The organism is Streptomyces sp. DSM 118878 (genome assembly GCF_052936595.1).
In genome coordinates, this window is record NZ_CP193622.1 from 651,009 (window position 1) to 677,274 (window position 26,266).

Sequence of the window (26,266 nt, forward strand, 5' to 3'; positions counted from 1 at the left end):
GGCAGTCGGAGCTTCAGGCTGGAAGAACTACCGGAAACATTCAGCAAACTCTTACGACAGCCGGAAGTTACTCGTGCCGCACGTCTCCGTAAAGAGGTTCAGCAGGAACTGCCACACGGGCCGCGGGCGGACGCGCCGGCCAGGACTGATCGTGGCGCGGCATGCCCTCTGCCCTCGCGTGACGTTCCGTGACACCGTGTACACCATGGCCAGAGAAGCCGATGCCCGCGCCGACGCGGGAGAGCCTGAACCACTCACCGTGGGTGTGGAGGAGGAGTACCTCCTCGTCGATCCGGTCACCCGCCAGGTCAGCCCGAAGGCCAAGGAGGTCGTCGCCGACGCGGCGGCCGTGCTCGGGCCGAACGTGACGACCGAACTCACCCGCTTCCAGGTGGAGGTGCGCAGCGATCCCCACACCGGCCTCGCGGGCCTCGGCGAGCAGCTCCGCTTCCTGCGTACCGTCGTGGCCGGTTCCGCGCGCCGGCACGGGGTGCGGATCATCTCCAGTGGCTCCCCCGTCCTGGCGCCGCCACTGCCTCCGCCCATCACCGAAGGCGCCCGGTACGCGCGGAGCGTCGAGAGGTTCCGCGCGCTGGACGACGAGCAGAGCGCGTGCGCCTGCCACGTGCACATCGGCGTACGAGACCCCGCGCAGGCGCTGCTGCTCAGCAACCACCTGCGGCCCTGGCTCCCCGTGCTGATCTCCCTGTCGGCCAACTCCCCCTACTGGGCGGGCCGCAGCACCGGGTACGCCAGTTGGCGGACCATGGCGTGGGCGCGCTGGCCCGCCGCGGGGCCACCGCCCTACTTCACGTCACCGGCCCACTTCGAGAACCTCGTCGGTGACCTGACCACGAGCGGTGCCGTCATGGACCGGGGCGGCCTGTACTGGGACATCAGGCCCTCCCACCACGTGCCCACGCTGGAGGTCCGGGTCGCCGACGCCGCCCAGACCGTCGAGGACACACTCCTGCTCGCGGCCGTCGTCAGAGCACTCGCCGCCGAGGCCGGGGACGCCGTCGCCGCCGGGCGGTCCGCGCCGCGGCCGGCCCCGGAGCTGCTGCGAGCGGCCTGCTGGCGGGCGGCGCGCGACGGGCTCGCGGGGCACGGCATCGACCTGTCCACGGCCCGGCCGGTGCCCGCCGCCGACCTGGCCCGCCGCCTCCTGGACCTGATCCGCCCGGCCCTGCGCCGGCACGGCGACCTCGACCTGGTGGGCCGCGGGCTCACGCTGCTGCTGGCCCGCGGAAACGGGGCCGAGCGGCAGCGCGCCGCGTACCACCACGGCGGCGGCCTTCGTCACGTGGTCGACCACCTGATCTCCGTCACCGCGCCCGACCACGCCTGAGGGTCCGGGAGCGTGGCGCGCCGGCCGCGATAGGCGCGGGCAGGGCAGTCTCAGGCCCCGCGCTTCTTGGCCGTGGACTTCTTGGCCGTGGCGGTCCGCTTCGACGTCGACTTCTTGGCCGCCGCCGTCTTCTTCGTGGCCGACTTCTTCGCGGCGCGCTTCGTGGGCATCTCATGGACGGTCGCGTCCCGGCCGTCCCCGCTGTCCCCGCCGTCCTCTCCCCGGGAGGCCTGTGCCTGCTGTACGGACTGCTGGAGCGCGGCCATGAGGTCCACGACCTTCCCCGCGGACTCCTCCTTCTCCGCCACCGCGGGCGGCTGCTTCCCCTCGGCCTTCGCCGCGATGACCTCCTCCAGGGCGGCGGTGTAGCGGTCGGTGGCCCACTCCTGCCCCTCGATGCCGTCGGCGGTCATCGAGTCGATGAGGAGCACGGCCCGGTCGATCTCGGCCTCGTCGAGCTCGACCTCCTTGGGCGCGAGGGTCTCCGGGCTGCGCACCTCGTCGTCCCACTTCATGGCGTGCAGGACGATCACCTCGTCCTGCACGCGGAGCAGCCCAAGCCGTTCCCTGCCGTGCCAGGCGAACTTCGCCACCGCGGCCTTGCTGCTGCGTTCGAGCGCCTTGCGCAGCAGGGTGTACGGCTTGGCGGCCACCTGGCCGTCGCCCTGGAGGTAGTAGCCCTCGCCGATCCTGACCGGGTCGATGGACTCGTAGGGCACGAACGCGGTGATCTCGATCGCCTTGGCGGTGGGCAGCGGCATGTCGTCGAGCTCCTCGTCGCTGATCTCGACGATGGTGTCCCTGTCGACCTCGAAACCCTTGCCGATCTCGGCGCTCGTGACCTCTTTCCCGTCCAGCTCGCAGATCTTCTTCGTGCGCACCCGCGCCATGTCCTCCAGGTGGTACTGGTGGAAGCGGATGCTGTGCTTCTCGGTCGCGGGCAGCACCTTGATCGGGATGGTCACCAGACCGAAGCTGATCGCGCCGGACCAGACGGGGCGGGGCATAGGAGTACCTCCGTGACGGCCCCGAGGCCTCCAGGCTAGGCAAGGCCGACCGGGCGGGCACCCCGAAAGGCTCCGTGCGGCCGTCTACTCCCCGCCGATGCTGGCGCCCACCATCGCGCCGGCGCTCCACCAGTCGAGGGGCAGGTCGCTCATCCGCATCGTGCGCGTCCCCCGCCGGCCCAGGGGGCGGTTGTGCGCGAACACCAGCGCCGGTCCGCGTTCGGCAAGGGCCAGCAGGTCGGCGGCCCGCATCTGGTCGCACAGGCCCACTAGCCGCGTCATGCGGTCCGGCGATGTGTCGGCCATCCAGTAGTGGCGGCGCAGCAGGCCGGTGGCGGTGCGCGCGTACAGGCGCGCCCGGTCCCTGTCGTCCCGCGCGCCCGCCTCGGCGGGGTGCGGCGGCAACGCGTCGAGCAGCGACTCCAGGTCATCGGCGAGCATCCGCAGCTCCATGGCCTCGGCCAACTGCCCGACCGACCGTGCCGGGTCCGCCAGGGCGGCGGGGCCTCCCGGCCGCCGACCGCACGGAGCACGGCTACCGCACCTATACCCCGCTGCACGCTCGGGCCCTGGACGCGTTCCTCGCCATGGTGCCCGGCCACGGTCACCGGACGGCGGCGGCGGTCATGCGGGCCGTGAACCGGGGCGCGACGGACGAGGCGCTCCGTGACCTCGCCCCCACCACGGCCGACGGGCCGGATCTGCCGTACTCCCGCCCGCGGGGCACGTTCATCGGGCCGCTGGCGGAGAGTCTGGGCGTCCAGCCGGCGACGCTGCGGAAGTGGGAGCACGCGGGGCTCGTGCACCCGCGCCGCGATCCCTTGACCGGCTACCGGGTGTACGACGATGCCGCCGTGCGCGACGCCCGCCTGACCCACCAGCTCAGGCGCGGCGGCTACCTCCTGGAGCAGATCGCCCCGCTGATCGCGCAGGTACGGGCGGCCGGTGGTCTCGAACCCCTTGAGGCGATGCTGAGCGACTGGCGCGGTCGGCTGTCCACCCGTGGGCGGGCCATGCTGACCGGTGCGGCGCTGCTGGACACGTACCTCCGCGAGCGCGGCTGAGCGTGTGCCTCCGCGAGCGCGGCTGACGCGGCCGGCCGGGGCGGCCACGCGCAGCCCTCCGCGGTGACCCGGAGCAGCGAACAGGCACCGCACGTCACGGTTTTCGGCCGTCGGCGCATCGCCCGCAGCCTCGGCTGCCCGCCCGAAAAAGCCCAAAACCGGGGTCCTGGCTGTGAGCCCACCCATAGGGGCTACGTCACATGCTAAGGGCGGTAGTAGGTGTGGCAGGCGGGCCGCCGGGCCCGGGGCCGTTTGTCCCACTTCCGACCGAGAAGCTCTTCGTAACGGGGTAGTACGTCACATGCTTGCGCACCCCCCGGAGCGCCGCTAACTCTTGCTGAAGTTCCGGGGCAACGGCATCGCACCGGGTGAATCCGCCCGACGCACCGAGCCCCATCCACGTAGCGCACTGAGGAGTAGCACTCACATGGCCACTACCGCCACGCCGACCCGTACCGCCCGACTTCGCAAGTTCTCCGTCTCGGGCATCGTCACCGCCGGCGCCGCGGCCGCGGCACTCTCGCTGGTCCCCACCTCCGCCCACGCCGCCGAGCCGACCAAGGCGAACGCGTCGACGACCCAGGCGGCCGAGGTCACCAAGGCCGCCGCGGCGGCCAAGAAGGACCACCCCGACAACCTCGACGGCTGGATCAACGAGGCCCTCGGCATCATGAAGGAGAAGGGCATCCCCGGCTCCTACGAGGGTCTGCACCGCAACATCATGCGTGAGTCCGCCGGCGACCCGAACGCCCAGAACGGCTGGGACGTCAACGCGCAGAACGGCACCCCGTCCAAGGGTCTGCTGCAGGTCATCCAGCCCACCTTCGATGCCTACCACGTCGACGGCACCGCGAACAGCCTGACCGACCCGGTCGCCAACATCACCGCGGCCGCGAACTACGCCGCCGACAAGTACGGCTCCATCGACAACGTCGACTCCGCCTACTGAGCCGGCCGGCCCACGGAGGAAGACAGCGCATGCCGCACGAGAGGCACGGAAGCGGGAGCGAGGACCACCACGGGCCCGCTGGGCCCGGTTACGGACCCGAAGGGCCCGACCACGGACCCGCGGTGCCCGACTACGGGCCCCCGCGGGTACGCCGCTCCCGCCGCAAGCCCCGCAAGAAGGCCCTGCGCTACGTCGCGTGGGGCGCCCTGGGGGCGGTCGCCCTCGGTGGCGGTGGCGTGGCCTACGGCTGGCACCACCTCAACGGCAACATCGAGGGCACGGACGTCGACGCCGCCCTCGGGCACGACCGGCCCGCGCAGCAGCGGGACGGATCGATGAACATCCTCCTGCTGGGATCCGACTCACGGGCGGGCACCCACGGCCAGTACGGCCGCGGCGTCAGCGGGGCGCGAGCCGACACGGCGATGGTCCTGCACGTCGACAAGACCCACAAGAAGGCCTCGGTCGTCAGCATCCCGCGCGACACGATGGTCCGGCGGCCCCAGTGCGCGCAGCCGCACGGCGGCAGTGCGCCGGGCGCACAGCAGGCCATGTTCAACTCGTCCTACCAGGTGGGCGGCCCCGCGTGCACCGTGAAGACGGTCGAGAAGATGTCGGGCGTCCGCATGGACCACTACCTCGAAGTCGACTTCAAGGGCTTCCAGAAGCTCATCGACGAGCTCGGCGGCGTGGACATCACCACCCGCAAGGCCATCGACGACCCCAACAGCGGTCTGTCCCTGACCCCCGGCAAGCACACGCTGAAGGGCAAGCAGGCCCTCGCGCTCGTGCGCACCCGGCACGGTGTGGGTGACGGCAGCGACCTGGGCCGTATCCAGCTCCAGCAGACGTTCATCAAGGCGTTGATCCACCGCGCCGAGACGGTCGATCCGCTCAGCGACCCCACGAAGTCGTACTCCCTGGCGGACACCGCGACCAAGACCATCAGCGCGGACTCCGACCTGGCCTCCGCCGACAAGCTGCTCGGCCTGGCCAAGGAGCTGCGGGGCATCAGCCCCGGACGCATGGACATGGTGACGATGCCGGTCACCTACGACGCCCGGGACGCCGGACGCGTCAAGCCGCTGCGGAAGGCGTCGAAGCAGGTCTGGACGGCGCTGCGCCACGACCGGGCCATACCGGAGTCCGCCACGGAGGGTTCCGTGGGCGACAGCATGGACTCCCCGGTGTCGTCGGGAACGTGACCGGGCCCGTCGGGCTGGTGGACCGGTGGGCCGCGCCCACCCCGGTATCGGTGCGCAGTCACCGATGCGGTACGAAGTCCCTCGTGAACGAAGAGACCCCAGCCCCGACCGTGCGCGTGTTCATCGCCCTGGCGCCGCCCGACGAGGCGAAGCAGGAGCTGGCGCGGGAACTCGGCCCCGCCTACGAAGCGCATCCGCGCATGCGGTGGAACCGCATCGAGGACTGGCACATCACCCTGGCGTTCCTGGGCGAGGTGCCCTCCGAGGTGGTCTCGCTCCTGCGTCCGCCCCTCGCGGATCTGGCGGCCGCCCGCCCCCCTCTCACCCTGGCGCTGCACGGCGGCGGCCACTTCGACGAGCGCGTGCTGTGGGCCGGGATCACCGGGGAACTCGACGCGCTCCACGACCTCGCCGCGGACGTACGCGCCGCCGTGGTCGAGGAGTGCGGCGTCGCTCTCCCGGACCGTCGGTTCCGCCCTCACCTGACCCTGGCCCGCGCCCGCCGCGACACCCCGTCGTGCGCGCCCCGAGCCGCCACCGGCCTCGCCGATTTCACCGGCCACCCCTGGCGGACCGAACGCCTGCACCTGGTGGCCGGCGACATCGGCCGCGGCCCGGGCCCCATCCGGTACCGGGATGTCGAGGCGTGGGCTTTCGGGGGCGGGCGCCGGGGGGGCCGCGGAGTAGCGGCCCGCACCTCTACTTGGACTCGACCCGGCCCAGCGCGTCGGGGCCGGTCGTGAGTGCGTCACGTGCCGACTGCCAGGCATCGTCTCCGGGGTGGAACTGGCTGCGGAGGTAGGCCCAGGTCAGCCGCTGGACCGCGGACACCCGCCCGGGGTTCTCGTCCGTCGTCTCGGCGACGTCGTACCCGGAGACACCGCCGAGTCCGTGCTCCGCGTCGAACAGGGTGAGCAGGGTCTTCGGGCCCGGCGCGAGCAGGTAGGGATCGGTGTGCCACTGCGGGCCGCGGTTCGTCAGGTGCGTGGATTCGTCCTTGTCTCCGGCGACCACGAGGGTGGGTGTCGCCATGTGCGAGAAGTCCGTGGTCGTGAAGAAGGGGAAGCTCTCCGCCACGGGCGCATTGATCGCGTCGCCGCCCCGGCCGGGCGCGGCGAGCAGGACGCCCGCCGTGATGCGGGGGTCGGCCAGGTTCACTTCCGTGCCGTCGTCCGGGTCGATGAGCCGGGCGCCGAGCAGCAGGCCCGCGGTGTGTCCGCCCATCGAGTGTCCGACCACGGCGATCCTGTCGCGGTCCAGGCGCCCGAGGAGCTGCGGCACCGCGCCCTCGATCTCGTCGAGCCGGTCGATGATGTGCCGCATGTCCTCGGCCCTCGACCGCCAGAACATGGGCGCGCCGGGGGTGGCGGGGTCCAGGCTCAGCCTTCGGGAGCTCAGGTGGGTGGGCTGGATGACGACGAAGCCGTGCGATGCCCAGAAGTGGGCCATGGGCGCGTAGCCGTCGAGCGAGGAGAGGTGGGTGGAGTAGCCCTGGCCGTGCGAGAGGAGGATGACCGGCAGGTCGTCCCCTGTCACGGGGGCCGATACCCGTAGCTCCAGGTCCACGGGGCGGTCGGGGTCCGGCAGTACCACCGGGGCGACCGAGAGGACGGGAGCGGGCGAGGTGAGGGTGGGGCCGGTTGCGTGAGTCGATGCGTTCATGATGCGTACGTCCATTCAATGGCCTCGGCGTGGGCCGCTGCGGCCGATGAGATCCGAGGCAGCGAGGAGCGCCCGCTTTCGGCTAAACTTCAACCGGAGCGTCGTTCCGCTTACGTTCTCGACGATACGGAGCAACGTTCCGCTTTGTCAACGGCCGGCCTCGACGTCGGCAGCGAAAGGAGCGCGTGGTGCCCCCTGCCCCCGCCACACCCCCCGCGGACCCGGGCGAGCCGCGACCCGTCCGGAGCAAGCGGGCCGACGCCCAGCGCAACCAGCAGACCCTGCTCAAAGCCGCCGCCGCGGTGTTCGTCACCTCCGGCGTCGACGCGCCGATCCGGCAGATCGCGGCGGAAGCGGGTGTCGGGATGGGCACGATCTACCGCCACTTCCCCACCCGCGCGGATCTCGTCGTCGCCGTCTACCGCCACCAGGTCGAGGCGTGCGCCGAGGCCGGGCCGCGCCTGCTCGCCGAGGCCGGCTCCCCGTTCGCGGCGCTCCGCGAGTGGGTCGACCTCTTCGTCGACTTCCTGGTCACCAAGCACGGCCTGGCCAACGCGATGCAGTCGGACAGCGGCGGCTTCGACGCGCTGCACGCCTACTTCCTGGACCGCCTGGTACCCGTCTGCGCGCAGTTGCTCGACGCCGCGGTGGACGCCGCCGAGATCAGGCCCGGCACGCGGGCCCTTGAGCTGATGCGCGGCATCGGCAACCTCTGCATCGGCCGCGAGGGCGACCCCGACTACGACCCCCGCCGCCTGGTCGCACTCCTCCTCCGGGGCCTCCACCAACCCGAAGTCTCACCCTGAACTTGACGGTGAGATTTCGAAGACCTTCCGTCAATACTTTCCCTACCGATTCACTAGGAAAGTATTGACGCCCACCCGGCGAGTGCGGAGGATGAAGAACATGCCCCATACACACCGCTGAGGAGACTTCCGCCATGGGCGTTGCCATCGCGCCGGCCGTTCCCGCCCCGGAGTCCGGGCACGAGGGGCCCGGTCGTGCGCACTGGCTGCGTGTGGCCCGCGAGGTGGCGGACGATCTGGCCACCGACGCGACCGCGAGGGACCAGGCGGGGAAGACGCCGTTCGACGAGGTGTCCCGGCTGCGCGAGGCAGGTCTCCTGTCGCTGCTCGTACCGGCCGAGGCCGGCGGGGGCGGCGCGGACTGGCCGACGGCCTACGCCGTGGTCAGGGAGATCGCCGCCGCCGACAGCTCGATCGCCCAACTGCTCGGCTCCCACTACTTCCTGTCGTGGAGCGCCCGCTTCTTCGGCGACCCGGTGCTCGCCGAAAGCGTCGAGCGGCGGTCCGCTGCGGAGCAGTCGTGCTGGGGCGGCGGCTTCGCCCACCAGGAGCCGCCTCTGACGCTCACCAGGTCGGGCGGCGGGCACGTGCTGAGCGGTCGGCAGACCTACACCACCGGTGTGCTCGTCGCCGACCGCCTCGCCGTGCGGGCCATGCGCGGTGACACCGGCGAACCCCTGGCCGTCGTCGTGGACGCCACCGAGCCCGGGGTACGGATCGACGACGACACCCACACCTTCGGCCAGCGCCTCGCGGCAGGCGGCACGGTGGAGTTCGACGCCGTGCGGGTGGCCCGCGGTGACGTGCTCGGCTCGCTCTCCGCCGACGAGGACATCCTGTCGCCGCCGACCGCCCTGGCCTCCCCCGTCGGACGCCTTCTCTCCGTGCAGCTCCGCCTGGGCATCGCGGAGGGCGTGCTCGCCGAGGCCCGCGAGTACAGCAGGGCGGGGCACGCGGCCCGGCGGCCCGCGTGGCCGGTCGGAGCCCCGCAGGACCCGCAAGCGCTCACCGTGTACGGAGAACTGACGGTCATGACCCGCTCCGCCTCCGCGCTCGGCGCGCAGGCCCTGGACGCCGTGGGCGAAGGCCTCGAACGGGGCGCGAAGCTCTCCTACGACGAGTACGCGGAGATCTCGGTCCTCGTGGCGATGGCCGAAGCCGCCGCGGCCGCGGCCGTGCGGGAGTCCACCACCCGCGCCCTCGACATCATCGGCGCCACCTCCGCCGCCGCGCGGCTCGGCTTCGACCGCTTCTGGCGCAATGCCCGGACCCACGCCCTGCACGCCCCCGGTGCCCACCGGCTCCAGGACGTCGGGGACTTCTTCCTCAACGGCGCACACCCGCCGTTCGTCCTCCCCTCCTGAGCCTTCGCCACGCCAGACCACGCCACGGCCATTCCCGTAATTCGCCGCAGCCCGGCCGTCATTGTGAACGCCGTACTTCACCCGGGTTTCCCGCGTTGCGGACGTCATAAGCCGCCCCTTACGGCATTGACCCGGCCGATCTCCGCTGCGACGCTTTTGGTGTGAGCAAGCACGAGGAATTCACCGCGCGCCTGCACGTCGACCTGCGACGTCAGGCCGGCGCCATCTGTGCCACCGGACGCTGAATCCGCCGCCGGGCACCGATTTCCCGCACTCCACTCCATTTCTTCACGTCCCCCACTGGTTCGAAGAGGACGCATTCATGGCCGCCAAGGCATCGACCCGACGTCAGTTCCTCTCCCTGCTCGGTCTCTCCGCGGCGGCCGTGAGCTGTGGCGTCTCGGCGACCGCCAGGTCCGGCGGGGGCCGGACCAAGACACTCCGTTACCAGGGCTGGGCGGGCCAGGTCACCCTGCCGGAACTCGCCGCCGACCTGGGCCTTCTGGCGGACGTGAAGCTGAAGTGGGTCGGCAACACCATCAGCGGCCCCCAGGACATCCAGTCCGCGGCCACGGGCCAGACGGACTTCGGCGGCGCCTTCAACGGCGCGGTCGTCAAACTCGCCGCGAACAACGCCCCGATCAAGGCGGTCATCAGCTACTACGGCGCCGACAGGGACGCCTACAACGGCTTCTACGTCCTTGAGGACAGCCCCATCCGCTCACCCCGCGACCTGATCGGAAAAAAGGTCGGAATGAACACCCTCGGCGCCCATTCGGAGGCCATGCTCGACATCTATCTGAAACGAGGCGGTCTGCCCCGGGAGGACAGGGACAAGGTCGAACCGCTGGTCGTGCCGCCGGTCAACACCGAGCAGTCCCTGCGGCAGAAACAGATAGAAGTGGCCGTACTCGGCGGTGTTCTTCGTGACAAAGCCCTCGCGGCCGGTGGAATCCGCCCCCTGTTCACCGACTACGAACTGCTCGGCGCTTTCAGCGCGGGCACCTTCGTGATGACGGACCGCTTTCTGGAACAGAATCCCGACACGGCCCGCACTTTCGTCACCGGGGTCGGGCGGGCCATCGAATGGTCCCGTTCCACACCGCGTGAAAAGGTCATCGCCCGGATGACGAAGATCATGGAGAAGCGTGGGCGCAACGAGGACACCGCTCCCCTCAAGTACTGGAAGTCCTACGGAGTCGCCGAGAAAGGCGGCCTGATCACCGGCAAGGAACTCCAGCTGTGGATCGACTGGCTGGCCGAACGCGGCGACATCGACAAGGGCCAGGTCACCAGGGCCGACCTCTACACCAACACCTACAACGCCGCCGACAAGAGCGGGAGCTGACCCATGCCGGAACCCACCACCATCCCCGCCATCCCCGCCGTATCCGCCACGCCCAAAATCGTGTTCGAGAACGTACGCAAGGAGTTCGGCGTCAAGGGCCGCGCGGGCGCCCGGCGGTCAGGGACCGTCACCGCGCTCGACGGCATCGACCTGGAGATCGCGGACGGCGAGTTCTTCGTCCTGGTCGGGCCCAGTGGCTGCGGGAAGTCGACGCTGCTCGATCTGCTCGGCGGTCTCACCCGGCCCACCACCGGGCAGACCCTGGTGGACGGCAGGCCCGTCACCGGACCGGGACTGGACCGCGGCATCGTGTTCCAGCAGTACGCGCTGCTCCCGTGGCGCACGGCACAGGGCAACGTCGAGTTCGGTCTGGAGGCCACCGGCGTACCGCGGCGTCAACGCGCGGCGAGAGCCCGGGAGTTCCTCGACCTGGTGGGCCTCTCGGGCTTCGAGGACCGCCATCCGCAGGAGCTGTCCGGCGGCATGCGCCAGCGCGTGGCGATCGCCCGCAGCCTCGCCTACGACCCGGACATCCTGCTGATGGACGAGCCCTTCGCCGCGCTCGACGCCCAGACCCGGGAGTCGCTCCAGGACGAACTGCTGCGCATCTGGCAGCGCACGGGGAAGACCGTCGTCTTCATCACCCACGGCATCGACGAGGCCGTGTACCTCGGGCAGCGCGTCGCCGTCATGTCGTCGAGGCCGGGGCGCGTGAAGCAGATCGTGCCGATCGCCTTCGACTCCCGTACGGGCACGGACGACCTCCGCTCCAGCCCCGCGTTCGCGCGCTACCGCCGTGAGGTCTGGTCGTTGCTGCGCGACGAGGTGGCCAGGGCGCAGGAGCTGGAGAAGAAAGAGGTTTCCGCGTGAGCACGACGACCCGCACCGCCGCCCCCGAGACGGCCGCCGCGGCTCCCCGGAGGGCAGCCTCCGCCGAGCCCGCCACGACCGCCGCCCCAGCCGCCGACCCGACCACCGACCCGGCCGTCGCCTCCGTACCGGCGGCACTCGGGCGCCGCGTGGCGCGCCGACTGCCGCGGCTGCTGCTTGGCGCGGTGACCAAGTCCGTGGCCATCGTGGCGCTCCTGCTGCTCTGGGAGATCGGGCCCCGGCTCGGGCTCGCCGACCGGACGTTTCTGCCGCCGTTCAGCGAGGTCGCCGACGCCTGGTGGGGGCTGGCGGCCGACGGGCAGCTCGCCGACAACGCACGGGCCAGCCTGGTGCGCTCGTTCAGCGGCTTCGGACTCGCCGTGATCCTCGCCGTACCCCTCGGTCTGCTGATCGGCTGGTACCGGCCCGTCGCCGACCTCCTCGGCCCCCTGCTTGAGGTCTTCCGCAACACCGCCGCGCTCGCCCTGCTGCCGGTGTTCGTGCTGCTGCTCGGCATCGGCGAGACGTCGAAGATCTCCATCGTCGTGTACGCGTGCACCTGGCCGATCCTGCTCAACACCATCAGCGCGGTCCGCAACGTCGATCCGACGCTGCTCAAGCTGGCCAGGTCCATGGACCTGTCGGCGCCCCGGCTGTTCCAGAAGGTGATCCTGCCGGCCTCCGTACCGGTGATGTTCACCGGCATCCGGCTGGCCGGGGCGGTGTCCATCCTGGTCCTCGTCGCCGCGGAGATGATCGGCGCCAAGGCGGGACTCGGCTATCTGATCAACGCCTCGCAGTACAACTTCGCGATCCCGCAGATGTACGCGGGCATCGTCACGATCTCCGCCATCGGCGTGGCCTTCAACCAGCTCCTGGTCGCCGTGGAACGGCGGCTCAGCTCCTGGCGCGTGCCCACCGGCGGGTGACCCCGCAGACCGGCCACCTCTCCTCACCCACCCCGTAATCACCCACCTCGTGATCACTCAACCCGTGAAAGGAAACCCGCACATGACCACCAGCACCGGCTTCGACATCCGCAGGATCGGCGGTCGCATCGGCGCCGAGATCCTCGGCGTCGACCTCTCCGCGGACCTCGACCCCGCCATCGTCACCGAGATCAACTCCGCGCTCCTCGAACACAAGGCGCTCGTCTTCCGGGACCAGCAGCTCGACGATGCGGGCCAGCTCCGCTTCGCCTCCCTCTTCGGCGACCTCACCGCCGCGCACCCGACGGTGGCCTCGGTCGAGGGGCAGCCCGAGATCCTGCCCGTCGACGGCGACGAGGGCATCCGCGCCAACCACTGGCACACGGACGTGACCTTCGTCCGTACGCCACCGAAGGCCTCCACGCTGCGCAGCATCGTGGTCCCGCCCTACGGCGGCAACACACTCATCGCCAACTCGGCCGCCGCGTACCGCGATCTGCCCGACGCGCTCCGCGATCTCGCCGACAAGCTGTGGGCGGTGCACACCAACGACTACGACTACGCCGCCCCGAAGAGCGAGAAGGCCGCCGAACACCGCCGGCGGTTCGTCTCCCGCAAGTACCGCACCGCGCACCCGGTCGTCCGCGTCCACCCCGAGACCGGGGAGCGCGGTCTGTTCATCGGCGGCTTCGCCCAGAGCATCATCGGGCTCAGCCCCTCCGAGTCCCGCGACCTGCTGCGCATCTTCCAGGCGTACGTCACCCGTCCGGAGAACATCGTGCGGGTGGTTTGGTCACCGGGCGACCTCGTCCTGTTCGACAACCGCATCACCCAGCACTACGCCCCCGACGACTACGGCGACCTGCCGCGCCTGCTGCACCGGGTGACCGTCGCGGGTGACGCCCCCGCCGGCATCGACGGCACGCTCAGCCGTGTCGTCGAGGGTGACGACGCCGCCCACTACACCCCTTCGGCGGCCTGAATCCCGGTGGCCGCCGGGCACGAGCATCCGCCCGGCGGCCACCGGGGGCCCGCCCTCGGCGGTCACCGGTCCACGTCGTGCGGGATAATGCACGTATGCGGATCTCAGCCAGGGCGGACTACGCGGTACGTGCCGCGTTGCAGCTCGCCGCGGCCCCGGACGACGGGCCCCTCAAGGCCGAGGCCATCGCCGGTGCCCAGGACATCCCGCACAAGTTCCTCGAAGGCATCCTGAACGACATGCGCCGGGGCGGGCTCGTGCTCAGCCAGCGCGGCGGCAACGGCGGCTATCGGCTCGCCAGGCCCGCGCAGGACATCAGCATCGCCGATGTCATCCGCACCGTGGACGGGCCGCTGGTCTCGGTGCGCGGTGTCCGGCCGCCCGAGCTGTCCTACACCGGCCCCGCCGAGTCCCTGCTCCCGCTGTGGATCGCGCTGCGGTCCAATGTCCGCGAGATCCTTGAGGGAGTGTCGCTCGCCGATGTCGCGACCGCCCGACTCCCGGCCGACGTCGCGGCGCTGACCGACGCTCCGAGCGCCTGGGTGAACCCCTGATCTCGGCCCCGCCAGGTCAGATCAGGCGGAAGAGGTCGGCGGCGGCGTGGACGTCGGTGAAGTCCTCGACGGAGCGGAGGTTGTCGCAGAGGGCGTCCAGGACCGAACCCGCCTCGGCGGCGGGCGGCGCGCCGATGGCCACGCCGAAGACGCGGAAGCCCAGCAGGTGCTTGGCGTCGTTCCAGCCCCGCATCCACTCCTCGGTCACGTCGCACTCGTCGTCGGTGAGCATGACGATGTCGCCCCGCGCGCGGGAGGTGTCGTCGTACTCCTCGGCGAGGAGCTCCCTGGCCGCTGTCAGGGGTGTCTGGTAGCTGGTGCCGCCGCCGAGGAACGTCTCCGCGAAGTCGAGCACACGGGTGATGCCGGAGGGCCCCTCGGCAGGGCCGCCGGAAGACCACCCCTCGGCGGGGAAGCGGAAGACCTGGATCTTGTCGGCGGCCGAGAACAGGATGCCGACGAAGTCCCGCCCCGCGTGCCGGGCCTGGTCAAGGAGTGCCAGCGCGCACGCCTTGGCCCACGCCTCCCTGGTGACTCCGCCGGGCCCCTCCTCGTACATGGAGTGCGAGGTGTCCACGCAGGCGATGACGGCGCCCTGGCCGGTGGTCTGCTCGCCCTGGCTGTCGTAGAGCATCAGCTCTCCGGCGGCGTAGCGCGCGGCGAACACCGCGCGCAGCTCGGGCACGCCGAGGTTGGCCAGCTCGGAGGGGATGACGCGGGAGAGGTCGTCGCCGACCGTGACGCCGACGAGTTCACCCGCGGTGTTCTCCACCTTGCGGGCGCGTTCGCCGTCGGCCATCCGGCGGAAGCGTCCGATCAGCTCGGCCCACTGTGCGAGCCGGCTGGTGCGCAGCCGCTCGGCGAGCCTGGCCCGCTCGTCGTACGGCAGCCGTTCGAGCTCGCCGGGGCCGACGCCCCACGCCCGCATGAGCGCGGCCTCTTCCCGTACGGTCTCGGCGGCTTTCGCCACGGCCTGCCGGGCGGTGGCCCGCAGCGCGGGTGCCGCCTCGGAGAGGGTCTGGGCGGCGCCCTGAGCGGCCTGCCCCGCGGCGGCACGCGCCGCCTCCGCGGCCAGGACCGCCTGCTGTACGGCGTCGGCGGCCCGCGCGGGGACCATGCCGTCGTCGTCGGCCGCTTCGGCGGCCTGCCCCAGCGCCTCGCCCACGGCGGTCGCCGCTCCGTGGGCGTCCTCCTGGGCCGCCCCCGCCCGTTCGGCCCGCGCCCCGGCTTCCCGGCAGCGCTCCAGCATCCGGCGCAGCTCCCCGGCCTGGGCGAGGACGGCCATGGCGGCGGCGTAGGGGTCGCCGACCGTCTCACGGTGCAGCTCGGCGAAGTCCGCCGACTCCGTCAGTGCGGTGACGATGTGGTGGTTGACCAGCCGCGAGGGGGCCATCTCGGCAGGCTCGCGCAGCCGCGGGGTGACTCGGTAGGCCGCCACGAACACATCGTTCAGGAGGTCGGTGGTGTGCTCGTGGTCCCTGCCCAGCTCCGCGTCCAGATCCCGCAGTCCCGCCGACCGTGCGTGGACGTCACGCCATGCGATCCGGTCGAACGGGTCCGCGAGCACGGCCGTGGTGTGCCGTCCGAAGGCGGCGTCGGACAGGCCGAGCCACGTCCCGCCGAGGCTCGTCAGCTCCGCCAGCCGGCTCGGCGTACCGTCCATGGGTCCCTTACCGTCCATGCGCCCCGTACCGTCCATGCGTCCATGCCCCTCTCCCCCGGCTCTCCCACCTACCTCCGCTACATCCGCGTCGGCACCATGTCCGCGTCGACGCCGAGAGCCTCGGTGAGGACGCGGGCCCGGACGGCGCGCTGGCGTCCTGTGACACGGTCGATGGCCGCGGTGGAGCGGCCCGCGCCCACCGCCTCCTCCCGCAGTTTCTCCAGCCGGTTCCCCGCCCTTGCCAGCTTGTTGTGGGCGTTCTTGATGACCCAGTCGCTCAGGGCCTCGCGGGACTGCCCGGCCATGGCGTCGAGCTGCGTCTCCAGCTCCTCGATGGTGTCGGCCAGGTCGAGGGCCTCCTTGGCGTCGGGGTTGACCAGTTGCAGGACCTCGCGCTCGACGGTCGGGCGTTCGGCGGGCGAGTCCCACAGCACGTGCGTCAGCACCGACAGGTCGGTCTCGGCGACCGCCGGGCGGCCGTCGAGGTACGCGGACGCCTGGAGCAGGCGCACCGCCTGCCGCCAGCGGCGGTCGGAGGCGACGAGTTCCTTGCGGCGCAGGGCGGCCCGCAGCGTGCACACCGCGTCCACGATCAGGTCGGGAACGTCCACGGCGGGCACGGCTTCGGTGACCGCGTGCCGCAGCGCGCCCAGGTCGATGGTGGTGCGTGCCGGTGCCGCCGGGCGGCCGACGGCGGAGCGGACGAGGGCGGCGAAGTTGGCGGGGTCGGCCAGGTAACCGACCTCGATGCGGACGAGGAGCCGGTCGTAGATCGCGGCCGAATCGGACCCGGTGGGCAGTTCGTTGCTCGCCGTGATGGCACCGATCAGGGGGCAGTTGATCGGTGCGCCCCCGTTCTCGGGGTGATAGATGCGCTCGTTGAGGTAGCCGAGGGTCTCGTTCAGCGCGGCCGTGGAGCACTTGAAGATCTCGTCGATGAACGCGATGTGCGCGGTCGTGGCGCGGCCCTCGTAGACCTGGCGGTACTCGCCGCGGGCCAGCGCGGCGACGTCGATGGGCCCGAACATCCTGGTGGGCGCGGTGAACTTGGACAGCAGGATCTCCCAGTAGGCCGCCCCGTCGATCCTGCCCGTGAGCTCCCTGGCCATCTCGGACTTCGCCGTCCCCGGCGGTCCGAGCACCAGCGAGTGCTGCCCGGCCAGCAAGGTCACCACCAGCGTCCGCACCACGTCGTCCCGCTCGTAGAACCGCGCCGCCAGCTCACCGCAGATGGCCCGCAGCCTCTCGGCCGTGCCTTGCGTGTCTTCTGCGCTCATGAGCAACTCCCCACACCCGTCACACGTACGAAGGTTACAGAGCCGCCCGCGCCTGGGCGCCGGTGGTGCCGTCGGCCATCTCGCGCAGGATGTCCAGGTGTCCGTTGTGCCGGGACGTCTCCTCGATCAGATGCATGAGGATCCATCCGAGGGTGACGTGGACGCCGTCCCTGACCGGGCGTTCCGCCGTGGCCGCCAGATCTGTGGCGGCCACCAGTTCGCGGTAGCGGGCGCTCTGTTCCTCATACGTCGCCAGGAGTTCGGACATGGGTGTCCGCGCGCCTATGCGCATCTCCCGGTCGGGGTCCTCGTCGGTCCAGGGGCCCTGGTCCTCCTCCCCCAGGAAGATCACCTGGAACCAGTGGTACTCGACCCACCGAAGGTGGCTGATGAGACCGCCCAGGGTCATCAGCGGCGAACCGGGCAGCGGCGCCTGTGCGGCGTCCTCCGATGCCAGGTCGGCACACTTGGCGACAGCTGAGGCCCGGGCGTAGTCGAGGAAGGTGGTCAGCATGGAGCGCTCGTCCCAGGCGGGAGGCATGTCGGTTGTCCGACACCGGCCGAGATTGCACCCCTGCATGGCCGCCATCAGCGAAGTGCAGGGTCCGTCTGCGCGATCGACGCCATGGTTGACCAAGCTGACTCTGCATCTCCAACAACCGCACTCATCGTTGGCCTTCCGCCCAGGCTGCCAGCGAGCATCAGCTGTGCTGTTATGGGATGTGTTTTTGCTCAGATCCCTGTACCTGTGGCCCGGGCTGCACCGCGCAGAGCGCGACGTACGAGCGATCGCGGGGGCAAGCCATAGTGAAGCCGCAGGAGGAAAGCGGCTCCGGAATTGCGCAGGTGCGCGTCGCGGGATTCCGCGTTGGCACGGCGGACGGAAGCCACACCGAAAGCCAACGCACCAGCGGTGAGGAGAGAGGATCCCACAGCGAGGCCGCCGAGAGAAGCAGCGGTCGCGGTGCCCAACTCGATTTTGTAACCGATGACGCTGTATCCCGTGGCTATCTTGAGTCCCTTCATGGCCCCTTGGAGCTCCGCCAGTGGAGTCTCGAAGCGTTGGCGGGCCGCCAGGCGCAGGTACTCCTGAAGCGCGGTCTGGTCTTCGATGGAGGCGAGGGTGTCGCGCAGCTCGGACGCTGTCGCGGCGACCGCGTCCGTGAACGCGTCGAACTCTGCGGCATGCCGAGTGCGCAGTTGGATGATCTTTTCGATCGGGATACTCCTGAGACCTCCTGGAAGTACGCACTTAACAGCCAGGGGGCCAACCGCGCTCACCATCTGGCCGTCGGGAGTGGCAGATGACTGGCTGCCGCCGGATGGAGGCGTGTCGCCCAGGAGAACAGCCGCCAGCTGTTCCGCGTCCCAGCTACCGCTGCCGGAATGCGCGGCAGCTTGGTCCGTGGTCGGCACAAAGCCTGTCCGGCGTGCCAGCTCATCGGTGAGGAGACACTTGTAGGACCAGGCTATGCGGGGGTCCACCAAGACCCATCGGTCGGCTGCCCCCTGACGCCTGTCCGTGTCTCTGCTCGCGCTGGCCTGTGTGCTGGTGACCCCCACCTCGCCGAGTTCGAGAGCCACGAGCGAGCGGATGAGGTCGGAGGTGACTTCGTTCTCGTGCAGGGCGACAAGCTCGGGCCCAGGGTCGGACCCGCTGATGCGTCTACAGGGATGGAGGAGGAGGTCATACGCGTCTTCCCTCATCATGGGCAGGCTGCCGGGTTGCACCACCCCACGATTGGCGAGTTGGCCTCCGTACAGGTCCTCGAGACGACGACTGTGGTCGCGAAGCAACTGTTGGAAGACAGGAGACACGACGCCGGCCGCTGCAGCCGGGTCCACATCGACAAGGAAGTCGAGCTCGTCTTTGAGGGCGAGGGCAATGCCAGAATCACCGGGTGTGAACCCTGCTGGCACGACTCGGGCCATCCGCGGCCAATACAGAGCGGCGGCCTTCATCCACTCTTCGTCCCGGAAGTGGAAGTACGGATGGTAGAGCCCGATGCGCTGCATCCCCTCACGCTAGCCGTACGAGCCTGCGCAAGCAGGAAGTCCATGAGACTCCATGACACCTACCGACTGGAGAAGCACACCCTTTGCAAGATCCAGCTGAACTGTGCAACCCGAGATGCAAGGTAGACCCGATCTATGCGAGGTCAGCCGTCGCAGGGCAGCGCGCTGTCCGTTCGCACGGGAGACTGCACCGCTCGGCGGCCATGACCGGCGAGGTAAAGAAATGGGTCGGACGACCGAGGCCACGGAGGGGAAGGCCGACCCTGCATCTCCCGCGCCGCGTGTCTGCCCGTTCCGTCTGTCGACCTACGAGACCGCAGCGCGATGCAAAGTCGAACTGACCGATGCAGATTCGGATGCAGAGCCAGACTGACATATGCAGGGTCACCCGACACACGACATCGGTGCGTGGCATCCGGCGATGATGGCAGAGCCCTCGCATCCGGGCACCGGAGTTTCCCCCTGCCAACTGCCACCTACCACCTGCCACGTGCCGCGGACGGCCCCATGAGTAGGCTCATGGGGAAGGATCAGTTGGGTGACGTGAGGACTTCGGCTCCGGACTCGGTGATCGCGATCGTGTGCTCACTGTGTGCCGTCCGGCAGCCCGTCGCGCTGCGGAGCGTCCACCCGTCGGCGTCCGTGACGAGTTGAGCGGTGTCCGCCATCACCCACGGCTCCAGGGCGAGCAGCAGTCCGGGGCGCAGTTTGTACCCACGTCCGGGCCGTCCGGTGTTCGCGACATGCGGGTCCTGGTGCATCGTCGACCCGATGCCGTGACCCCCGAACTCCGTGTTGATCAAGTAGCCCGCCTCGCTGAGGACGGTGCCGATGGCGTGGGAGAGGTCCCCGATGCGGGCCCCGGGCCCGGCGGCGGCGATCCCCGCGGCCAGCGCGCGTTCGGTCGCCTCGATCATCGCGACGCTCTCCGCGGGCTTGGTGTCGCCGACGATGAAGCTGATGGCGGCGTCCGCGGCGACGCCGTCCTTGGAGACGGCGAGGTCGAGTGTCAGCAGGTCTCCGTCGGCGAGCGTGTAGTCGTGGGGCAGCCCGTGGAGCACCGCGTCGTTGACGGCCGTGCAGATGTAATGCCCGAAGGGGCCGCGGCCGAAGGAGGGCGCGTAGTCGACGTAGCAGGACTGGGCTCCTGCCGCGGCGATCATCTTCTCGGCCCACCGGTCGATGTCGAGCAGGTTCGTGCCGACCGTGGTGCGGCTCTTCAGCGTGTGCAGGATGTCCGCGACCAGGCGGCCCGAATCCTTCGCTCGGACCAGCAGAGTCGGGTTCAGAATCTCGATCATGCGACGCTCTTTCCATGCAGCCAATAACTATCCCGGTCAAACTATACCGGTCTAGAATCGGTGTCATGGTCAGATTGCCGCTCACTCCCGCAGAAGTCGCACGTGGTCAGCGTCTCGGCGCCCTGCTGCGTCAGGCCCGAGGGGACCGTTCGATGCTGGAGATCGCGCTCGACGCCCGCGTCTCCCCCGAGACACTCAGGAAGATCGAGTCGGGCCGCGTGGCCACGCCCGCCTTCCCGACCATCGCGGCGATCGCCGACACCCTCGGCCTCTCCCTCGACGCGGTGTGGGCAGAGATCAGCCGGCCCGACTACGGCGTCGGACCGGCGACTCACAGCGCACGTGGACAGCTGACCGCCTAGCGGATCGGTGTCAGGAGCGGCCGCCGAACTGCCACCTGTGGACCTCGACTTCGGCATACCCCTCCGAGGTGAGGACCGCGCGTGCGGTGGCCGCGTCCGGCGCCCGGAGCAGCGCCGCCGTGCCCAGCCAGGTGGCGCCGTCGTCGGACAACAGCGGTCCGAACGCGATGAGTTGATCGCTGCCCTCCGCCGGTGGCACGAGGTCACCGGGGTGGGTGGGCCTGGCCTCACCCAGGCCGAGGACCGCGTACCTGTTGCCTTCGGTCGGGCCGCCGGGGAAGTCCCACATCGTGCGGCCCAAGGTGTTCCGCCAGCGGCGCAGCAGCACATCGCGGTAGACGCCCGCCTGGTAGCCGGGTTCGTCGAAGGCGAAGGCCCGGGCGGCGGCGGGGTCCGGCAGGTCCAGGATGTGCACGCTGCCGGTGGGTATCTCGCCGTCGTCGGTGAGGGTCGGGCCGCGGGCGATCATCTCCTTCGCCCAGCGGTCCATGTAGGACCAGTGCTCCTCCAGGAGGCGCATGCGCGGCGCCAGGGAGTCGCGGCGGTCACGGTGATAGCAGAAGTACTCCATCGCCTCAGTCTTCACCACCGGCCGCCGCGATACCGCTGTGTCCGTCAGCTCGCCCGGACGGTGTCGTCCGCGACGCTGTCCGCGGCGGTGTCCGCGGCGGTGTCCGCGGCGGTATTCGCAACGGTGTCCGCACCCCGCAGCTTGACGCGGTGGCGCGGGCTGGGCTGCTGGCCCGCCTCGTCGACCACGGCCTGGGCCATGATCGCGCTGCTGGACAGCAGGGTTCCGCGCTTGCCGTAGGTGCCGTCCTCGGTCAGATAGCTGCGCGAGCCGAGGAACGCCAGGCCGTCGGGGTCGAAGACCCACTCGGTGCGCGTGCCGAAGGTGGCGTCGTCCCGCCTGATGCCGAGGCCGTGGCGGCCGACGGCGTCCTTGGCCTTGTCGGTCTTCTCGACGCCGGGGATCAGCGCCGCGGCACGGTACAGGGCCCCGGCCGTATCGGGCGGCATGACCCCGCCGAGGAGGGAGCCGATCTCGTCGAACACCGCCTGGTCGCGCTCGCTCGCGGCGTGCTTGGGCGTCTTGGCGTACAGGTACTTCAGCAGGGCGTCGGGGTCGGTCGGCAGGGTGGCGAGCCAGCGGTAGGTGGGCCGGCCGAGCCCGGGCTCGGTGCCGTGGTCGTCGCCGAGCTGCGCGTTGATGTCCAGGGTCTCGCCGTCGGACTTGGACACCCCGAGCTTCTTCTGCGGGCCCGGCTTCTGCGACGACCACGCCTCCAGGTCCTTGAGCGGGCTGACGACGGCCTTGCCGCTGGTCACGTCGGCCTCGCGGATCTTGGACCGGGTGTACAGGTACTGGTCGTCCCCGACCTTCAGCGGGTCGTCCTTGCTCGCGGCGGTGGAGATCCGGTCGAGCAGCACGGCCGCGGGCCGCGCCTGGCCGGGCTCGCGCTGCCCCTGCGCCGCGGCGGGATCGCGCCCGTCGTCGCCGGTGGCGGCCACGCCGCCCACGACCGCGGCGGCCACGGCGAGCGCCGTCACCGGCACGAGCAGCGCGGGGCGCAGGAACGGCCTGCGGGGGCGGGTCGCGGCGGGCGCGGGGGCCCCGGTGGTCGCGGCGGGCTCGGTGGCCCCGGTGGTCGTGGCGGCGGCGTTGTCTTCGTCGATGTGACGCATCAGCAGTTCCTTGTTGCGCAGGTACCGCTCGTCCGGGAGATCCCAGTCGGCGGGCACCGGCAGCAGTCCGGCGATCGCTTCCGCGTCGGACTGCTGCCGGTCCCGGGACCGGGACGTGTCGTCGTGGTTCATACGGTTCCCTCCCGCACGGGCCGAGCCGCGAGTGCGGCGTCACTCTTCATCTCTCCGCGAGCCGTACGGGGTTCCGTCTTTTCCCCGGATTTCATGATTCCTCGGGATCTCATGGTTCCTCGGGAGTTCGTGATTTCTCGGGTTCCTCGTACTTCTGATGCCTCTTCGGTGAACCTGGTGAGCTTCTTCCGGGCCCTCGACAGGCGTGAACGGACCGTGCCGAGCGGGATGTCCAGGGCGTCCGCGGCCTGCTGGTAGTCGAGGCCGGACCACACGCACAGCGCGAGCACCTCCCGCTCCTTGCGCCCCAGCCGGTCGAGGGCGACCTGCACCGCCCGCAGGCGCTGGGCGTCGTCGATCCGCCCGGCGACCTCGGAGGCGAAGTCCGCCACCGTCGTCCGCTGCGTGTCCCGGGCCAGGAAGGCGCGCCGTCTGCGCAGTCCACGCCGGGCGTTCTCCGCCTTGTGGGTGGCGATGCCCAGGAGCCACGGCGTCAGCGAGCCCCCGGTCGTGTCCAGCCTCTCCCTCGACCGCCAGGCCGCCAGAAACGTCTCCGACATCACTTCCTCCGCCGTCGACCAGTCGCCGGTCAGCCGCAGGGCGTGGTTGTACACCGTGCGCGCGCCTTGCTCGTAGAGCTCGGCGAACGCCTCGCGTTCACCGGCCCGTACCCGCCATCGCAGGTCGTCCTCTGAATCCCTCACGTCCCATACCTCTCCGCGACCACGGCACGGTTCCTGAGACCTGTGTCACTGAAGGGGCGCCGATGTCCCCAGAAGTCCGGCGCCGAGCGCACCCTGACGCCCATGGACAGCCGCCGACCTGGCGTGATCTGATCGCCACGGCTCCCGCACCGCCCCGGTGAGCGCGGGACTCCGTCCTTCCCCGGCAGAAAAGTTCCCCGCACATGCAGAAGACCAAGGCCGCGCTCTGGGAGTTCCTCCAGGGCCTCGGCAAGACATTCATGCTCCCGGTAGCGCTGCTCGCCTTCTGCGGCATCATGCTGGGCATCGGCTCCTCGCTCTCCAGCGAGGCGGTGACCGACAACCTGCCGTTCCTCAGGGCCGAGGTGTTCCACCTCGTCTTCACGTGGATGGCCAGCACCGGCCTGGTCGCCTTCAACTTCCTGCCCGTCCTCTTCGCCATGGCCATCCCGCTGGGCCTCGCGCGCGAGGACAAGGGCGTGGCCGCCTTCTCCGGTTTCGTCGGGTACGCGTCGATGAACCTCGCGGTGAACTTCTACCTCACCGCCAAGGGCGTCGACTTCGAGGACGAGAAGGCCGTCGCCCACTACGGCATCGCCGATGTCCTGGGCGTGCAGTCCATCGATACGGGACTGCTCGGAGCCGTGGCCGTTGGCATCGTTGTCAGCATCCTTCACCAGTGCTTTCGTGCCCAGCGCATGCCCGACGCGCTGGCCTTCTTCGGCGGTCTGCGCTTCGTCCCGATCATCTCCGCCCTCGTCCTGAGCGTGCTCGGGCTGCTCATCCCCCTGGTGTGGCCCACGTTCAACGGCTGGATCACCTCGGTGGGCCGCGGCATCGGCCACACCGGCGTCTTCGGTCCGTTCTTCTTCGGCATGGGCGAGGTCCTGCTCCGACCGATCGGGCTGCACCACATCCTCGTCGCCATGTTCCGCTTCACGGACGTCGGCGGCTCGGGAGCCGTGTGCGGTGACAACGTTTCCGGCGCCCTCAGCATGTTCTACGCGCACCTCGACTGCTCGGGGTCGCCCTCGCAGGCCGTCACGGACGCCACCCACTTCCTCTCCCAGGGGAAGATGGCCGCCTACCTCGGCGGACTGCCCGGCGCCGCGCTCGCGATGTACCACTGCGCGCGGCGGGAGATGCGCCCGGAGATCAAGGCGCTGCTCGTCTCCGGCGTCGTGGCCTGTGTCGTCGGCGGGATCACCGAGCCGCTGGAGTTCCTGTTCCTGTTCATCGCGCCCTGGCTCTACCTCATCCACGCCGTCTTGGTGGGCCTGGGCTTCCTGACGGCCGCCGTCCTCGGCGTCTTCATCGGCAACACCGACGGCAACGTCATCGACTGGCTGGTCTTCGGCGTCCTCCAGGGCTCCACCACGAAGTGGTACCTGGTCCCGGTGATCGCGGCGATCTGGTTCGCGGGGTACTACTTCCTCTTCCGCTGGGCGATCACCCGCTTCGACCTCAAGACCCCGGGCCGCGAGGACCCCGAGCCGCCGGACGCCGATGGCGCGAAGGACGCGAAGGACGCCCCGAAGGCCGATACCGCCCCGCGCGAACTGGTCGCCGGAAAGTACGACGCCGCGGCGATGCTCGACGCGATCGGCGGCGCCCACAACATACGGACGCTGGACAACTGCATCACCCGTCTGCGGATGACCGTGGAGGACGCGGATCAGGTCGACGAGGCGCGGCTGAAGAAGTTGGGTGCCGTCGGCGTCATGAAGCTCGACGCGCACAGTGTCCAGGTCATCATCGGCCCGCAGGTGCAGTCGGTGAAGGACGCGATCGCCACGATGCTCCCGGTGGGCTGACCGATGACTTCCCCGACCCGCGACGCGACGCCCCCGGCCCGGCCGGCCCCGTACCCGTACCCGTACGACTTCGACACCCCCGTCGACCGGCGCGGCACCTGGTGCACGCAGTGGGACTACGTCGAGGACCGCTTCGGTGTGCCGGATCTGCTGCCCTTCACCATCTCCGACATGGACTTCGAGACGGCGCCGGAGGTGATCGCCGCGCTCCGCGCCCGCCTCGACCACGGTGTCCTCGGCTACTCGCGCTGGCGGCAGGAGGACTTCCTGTCCGCGGTCGCGCACTGGTACGCGACCCGGCACGCCACGGACGTGGACACCTCGTCCATCGTCTACGGACCGTCCGTCATCTACCAGCTCTCGGTGCTGCTGCGGCTGTGGTCGCGGCCGGGTGACGGGGTGGTGACGCACACCCCGACCTACGACGCGTTCCCCAAGACCGTCGCGGCGGCCGGACGCGAACTGCGCGGCTGCCCGCTCGGCGACTGGGCGGGCCTGGAGGAACTGCTCGCCCTGCCGGACACGTCCGTCCTGCTGCTCTGCTCGCCGCACAACCCGACCGGTCACGTGTGGACGGCGGACGAACTGGACCACGTCGCCGAGCTGTGCGACCGGCACGGGGTGGCCGTCGTCAGCGACGAGATCCACTCCGATCTGGCGCATCCGCCGTACGTCCACCGTCCCTGGGCGCGGCACGCGCGGCCGGGCCGCTGGGCGATGCTGAGCTCGGCGTCGAAGTCGTTCAACATCCCGGCGCTGACCGGGAGTTACGGCATCATCGGCGACGCGCCGTCACGTGACGCCTACCTGCGGCAGCTCAAGGAAGCCGACGGTCTCTCGTCCCCCGCCGTGCTCTCCCTGGTCGGGCACATCGCCGCCTACCGGCAGGGGGCGCCCTGGCTCGACGCCCTGCGGGGTTACGTGGCCGACAACCTCGCCATGGTCGCCGAGCGCCTGAACGGGGCGTTCCCCGGGCTCGGCTGGCAGCCGCCGCAGGCGGGCTATCTGGCCTGGATCGACCTGCGGCCGCTGGCCGTGGACGACGACGTGCTCCAGAGAGAACTCATCGAGGCCGAGAAGGTCGCCATCATGCCGGGCGCCACCTATGGCGCGCCCGGCATGATCCGGCTCAACGTCGGCTGTCCGCGCGAGAAGGCGGAGGCGGGTGTCCGGGCCCTGGTCAACGCCCTGCGCCGGCTGACGTCATGAGCGGGCCGCGCCCG

26 protein-coding genes and 1 pseudogene are annotated in these 26,266 nt (G+C 70.5%); 16 read left to right on the top strand and 11 right to left on the bottom strand.

Annotated features, from left to right (window positions below; translation table 11 throughout):
- Positions 1-205: 205 nt before the first annotated feature.
- Entirely contained in the window at positions 206-1,348 is a 1,143-nt protein-coding gene (locus ACRAKF_RS02730; RefSeq protein ID WP_447035102.1) for a carboxylate-amine ligase, read from the top strand.
- A 50-nt stretch (positions 1,349-1,398) separates the two neighbouring features.
- On the opposite strand, the gene ku is transcribed toward ACRAKF_RS02730, so the two are convergent.
- Together ku and ACRAKF_RS02740 are read right to left on the bottom strand one after the other, a co-directional pair.
- Complete coding sequence (gene ku / locus ACRAKF_RS02735) at positions 1,399-2,355, bottom strand: non-homologous end joining protein Ku (protein WP_447035104.1); 957 nt, start codon at positions 2,353-2,355, stop codon at positions 1,399-1,401.
- Positions 2,356-2,442: 87 nt separating this feature from the next.
- Positions 2,443-2,859 (bottom strand): annotated as a pseudogene (locus ACRAKF_RS02740) (erythromycin esterase family protein); the annotation flags it as partial.
- On the opposite strand from ACRAKF_RS02740, the gene ACRAKF_RS02745 reads away from it, so the two are divergent.
- From ACRAKF_RS02745 to thpR, 4 genes are all read left to right on the top strand, one after another.
- A complete protein-coding gene (locus ACRAKF_RS02745) occupies positions 2,835-3,419 on the top strand; it encodes a TioE family transcriptional regulator (RefSeq protein WP_447035105.1) in 585 nt (194 codons plus the stop codon). The pseudogene ACRAKF_RS02740 and the gene ACRAKF_RS02745 sit on opposite strands and share 25 nt — an antisense overlap.
- Before the next feature lie 427 nt (positions 3,420-3,846).
- Positions 3,847-4,368, top strand: coding sequence for a transglycosylase SLT domain-containing protein (locus ACRAKF_RS02750; protein WP_447035106.1), 522 nt, complete (start codon positions 3,847-3,849; stop codon positions 4,366-4,368).
- Between the two features lie 29 nt (positions 4,369-4,397).
- A complete protein-coding gene (locus ACRAKF_RS02755) occupies positions 4,398-5,573 on the top strand; it encodes an LCP family protein (protein ID WP_447035107.1) in 1,176 nt (391 codons plus the stop codon).
- 83 nt (positions 5,574-5,656) lie between these two features.
- Positions 5,657-6,316: an RNA 2',3'-cyclic phosphodiesterase gene (gene thpR / locus ACRAKF_RS02760; protein ID WP_447035108.1), complete on the top strand. Its 660-nt coding sequence runs from the start codon at positions 5,657-5,659 to the stop codon at positions 6,314-6,316.
- Here thpR and ACRAKF_RS02765 read toward each other — a convergent pair.
- Positions 6,273-7,235 (bottom strand): alpha/beta hydrolase family protein, encoded by a 963-nt coding sequence (locus tag ACRAKF_RS02765; protein WP_447035110.1) that lies wholly within the window; start codon positions 7,233-7,235, stop codon positions 6,273-6,275. The two genes, thpR and ACRAKF_RS02765, sit on opposite strands and share 44 nt — an antisense overlap.
- Positions 7,236-7,423: 188 nt before the next feature.
- Between ACRAKF_RS02765 and ACRAKF_RS02770 the strand changes: the two genes are divergently transcribed.
- From ACRAKF_RS02770 to ACRAKF_RS02805, 8 genes are all read left to right on the top strand, one after another.
- The gene (locus tag ACRAKF_RS02770; RefSeq protein ID WP_447035111.1) at positions 7,424-8,041 is read left to right on the top strand and encodes a TetR/AcrR family transcriptional regulator; all 618 of its coding nucleotides are present in this window, start codon (positions 7,424-7,426) and stop codon (positions 8,039-8,041) included.
- A 134-nt stretch (positions 8,042-8,175) separates the two neighbouring features.
- Positions 8,176-9,405: an acyl-CoA dehydrogenase family protein gene (locus ACRAKF_RS02775; protein WP_447035113.1), complete on the top strand. Its 1,230-nt coding sequence runs from the start codon at positions 8,176-8,178 to the stop codon at positions 9,403-9,405.
- 161 nt (positions 9,406-9,566) lie between these two features.
- Positions 9,567-9,650 carry a putative leader peptide gene (locus ACRAKF_RS02780; protein ID WP_447041770.1) on the top strand — a complete coding sequence of 28 codons (84 nt, stop codon included), beginning with the start codon at positions 9,567-9,569 and terminating at the stop codon, positions 9,648-9,650.
- Between the two features lie 77 nt (positions 9,651-9,727).
- Entirely contained in the window at positions 9,728-10,753 is a 1,026-nt protein-coding gene (locus tag ACRAKF_RS02785) for an ABC transporter substrate-binding protein (protein ID WP_447035114.1), read from the top strand.
- Positions 10,754-10,756: 3 nt separating this feature from the next.
- Complete coding sequence (locus tag ACRAKF_RS02790) at positions 10,757-11,623, top strand: ABC transporter ATP-binding protein (RefSeq protein WP_447035115.1); 867 nt, start codon at positions 10,757-10,759, stop codon at positions 11,621-11,623.
- Positions 11,620-12,552 (top strand): ABC transporter permease, encoded by a 933-nt coding sequence (locus ACRAKF_RS02795; protein WP_447035116.1) that lies wholly within the window; start codon positions 11,620-11,622, stop codon positions 12,550-12,552. The genes ACRAKF_RS02790 and ACRAKF_RS02795 overlap by 4 nt, the downstream gene beginning before the upstream one ends.
- A gap of 82 nt (positions 12,553-12,634) precedes the next feature.
- Positions 12,635-13,534, top strand: a complete 900-nt coding sequence (locus tag ACRAKF_RS02800) for a TauD/TfdA dioxygenase family protein (protein ID WP_447035117.1) — start codon at positions 12,635-12,637, stop codon at positions 13,532-13,534.
- A 95-nt stretch (positions 13,535-13,629) separates the two neighbouring features.
- Entirely contained in the window at positions 13,630-14,088 is a 459-nt protein-coding gene (locus ACRAKF_RS02805; RefSeq protein ID WP_447035118.1) for an RrF2 family transcriptional regulator, read from the top strand.
- Between the two features lie 16 nt (positions 14,089-14,104).
- Here ACRAKF_RS02805 and ACRAKF_RS02810 read toward each other — a convergent pair whose 3' ends face one another.
- From ACRAKF_RS02810 to map, 5 genes are all read right to left on the bottom strand, one after another.
- Positions 14,105-15,751: a VWA domain-containing protein gene (locus ACRAKF_RS02810; RefSeq protein ID WP_447041771.1), complete on the bottom strand. Its 1,647-nt coding sequence runs from the start codon at positions 15,749-15,751 to the stop codon at positions 14,105-14,107.
- Between the two features lie 77 nt (positions 15,752-15,828).
- Positions 15,829-17,028: an AAA family ATPase gene (locus ACRAKF_RS02815; RefSeq protein WP_447035119.1), complete on the bottom strand. Its 1,200-nt coding sequence runs from the start codon at positions 17,026-17,028 to the stop codon at positions 15,829-15,831.
- A gap of 34 nt (positions 17,029-17,062) precedes the next feature.
- Positions 17,063-17,569 carry a DinB family protein gene (locus tag ACRAKF_RS02820; protein ID WP_447035120.1) on the bottom strand — a complete coding sequence of 169 codons (507 nt, stop codon included), beginning with the start codon at positions 17,567-17,569 and terminating at the stop codon, positions 17,063-17,065.
- A 191-nt stretch (positions 17,570-17,760) separates the two neighbouring features.
- On the bottom strand, positions 17,761-19,044 hold the full coding sequence (locus ACRAKF_RS02825; RefSeq protein WP_447035121.1) for a DUF6236 family protein: 1,284 nt from the start codon (positions 19,042-19,044) through the stop codon (positions 17,761-17,763).
- 530 nt (positions 19,045-19,574) lie between these two features.
- Positions 19,575-20,345, bottom strand: coding sequence for a type I methionyl aminopeptidase (gene map / locus ACRAKF_RS02830; RefSeq protein ID WP_447035122.1), 771 nt, complete (start codon positions 20,343-20,345; stop codon positions 19,575-19,577).
- 65 nt (positions 20,346-20,410) lie between these two features.
- Here map and ACRAKF_RS02835 point away from each other — a divergent pair, with 65 nt between their 5' ends.
- Complete coding sequence (locus tag ACRAKF_RS02835) at positions 20,411-20,707, top strand: helix-turn-helix domain-containing protein (protein ID WP_447035123.1); 297 nt, start codon at positions 20,411-20,413, stop codon at positions 20,705-20,707.
- A 10-nt stretch (positions 20,708-20,717) separates the two neighbouring features.
- Here the strand turns inward: ACRAKF_RS02835 and ACRAKF_RS02840 are convergent, their stop codons facing one another.
- The 3 genes from ACRAKF_RS02840 to ACRAKF_RS02850 are packed head-to-tail and all read right to left on the bottom strand — an operon-like array spanning position 20,718 to position 23,208.
- A complete protein-coding gene (locus tag ACRAKF_RS02840; RefSeq protein ID WP_447041772.1) occupies positions 20,718-21,278 on the bottom strand; it encodes a YciI family protein in 561 nt (186 codons plus the stop codon).
- A 44-nt stretch (positions 21,279-21,322) separates the two neighbouring features.
- Positions 21,323-22,525 carry a CU044_5270 family protein gene (locus ACRAKF_RS02845; protein WP_447035124.1) on the bottom strand — a complete coding sequence of 401 codons (1,203 nt, stop codon included), beginning with the start codon at positions 22,523-22,525 and terminating at the stop codon, positions 21,323-21,325.
- On the bottom strand, positions 22,522-23,208 hold the full coding sequence (locus ACRAKF_RS02850; protein ID WP_447041774.1) for an RNA polymerase sigma factor: 687 nt from the start codon (positions 23,206-23,208) through the stop codon (positions 22,522-22,524). The genes ACRAKF_RS02845 and ACRAKF_RS02850 overlap by 4 nt, the downstream gene beginning before the upstream one ends.
- Positions 23,209-23,432: 224 nt before the next feature.
- On the opposite strand from ACRAKF_RS02850, the gene malX reads away from it, so the two are divergent.
- Both malX and ACRAKF_RS02860 read left to right on the top strand, forming a co-directional pair.
- Positions 23,433-25,043, top strand: coding sequence for a maltose/glucose-specific PTS transporter subunit IIBC (gene malX, locus ACRAKF_RS02855; RefSeq protein ID WP_447035125.1), 1,611 nt, complete (start codon positions 23,433-23,435; stop codon positions 25,041-25,043).
- 3 nt (positions 25,044-25,046) lie between these two features.
- Entirely contained in the window at positions 25,047-26,252 is a 1,206-nt protein-coding gene (locus ACRAKF_RS02860; protein ID WP_447035126.1) for a MalY/PatB family protein, read from the top strand.
- Positions 26,253-26,266: the final 14 nt, after the last annotated feature.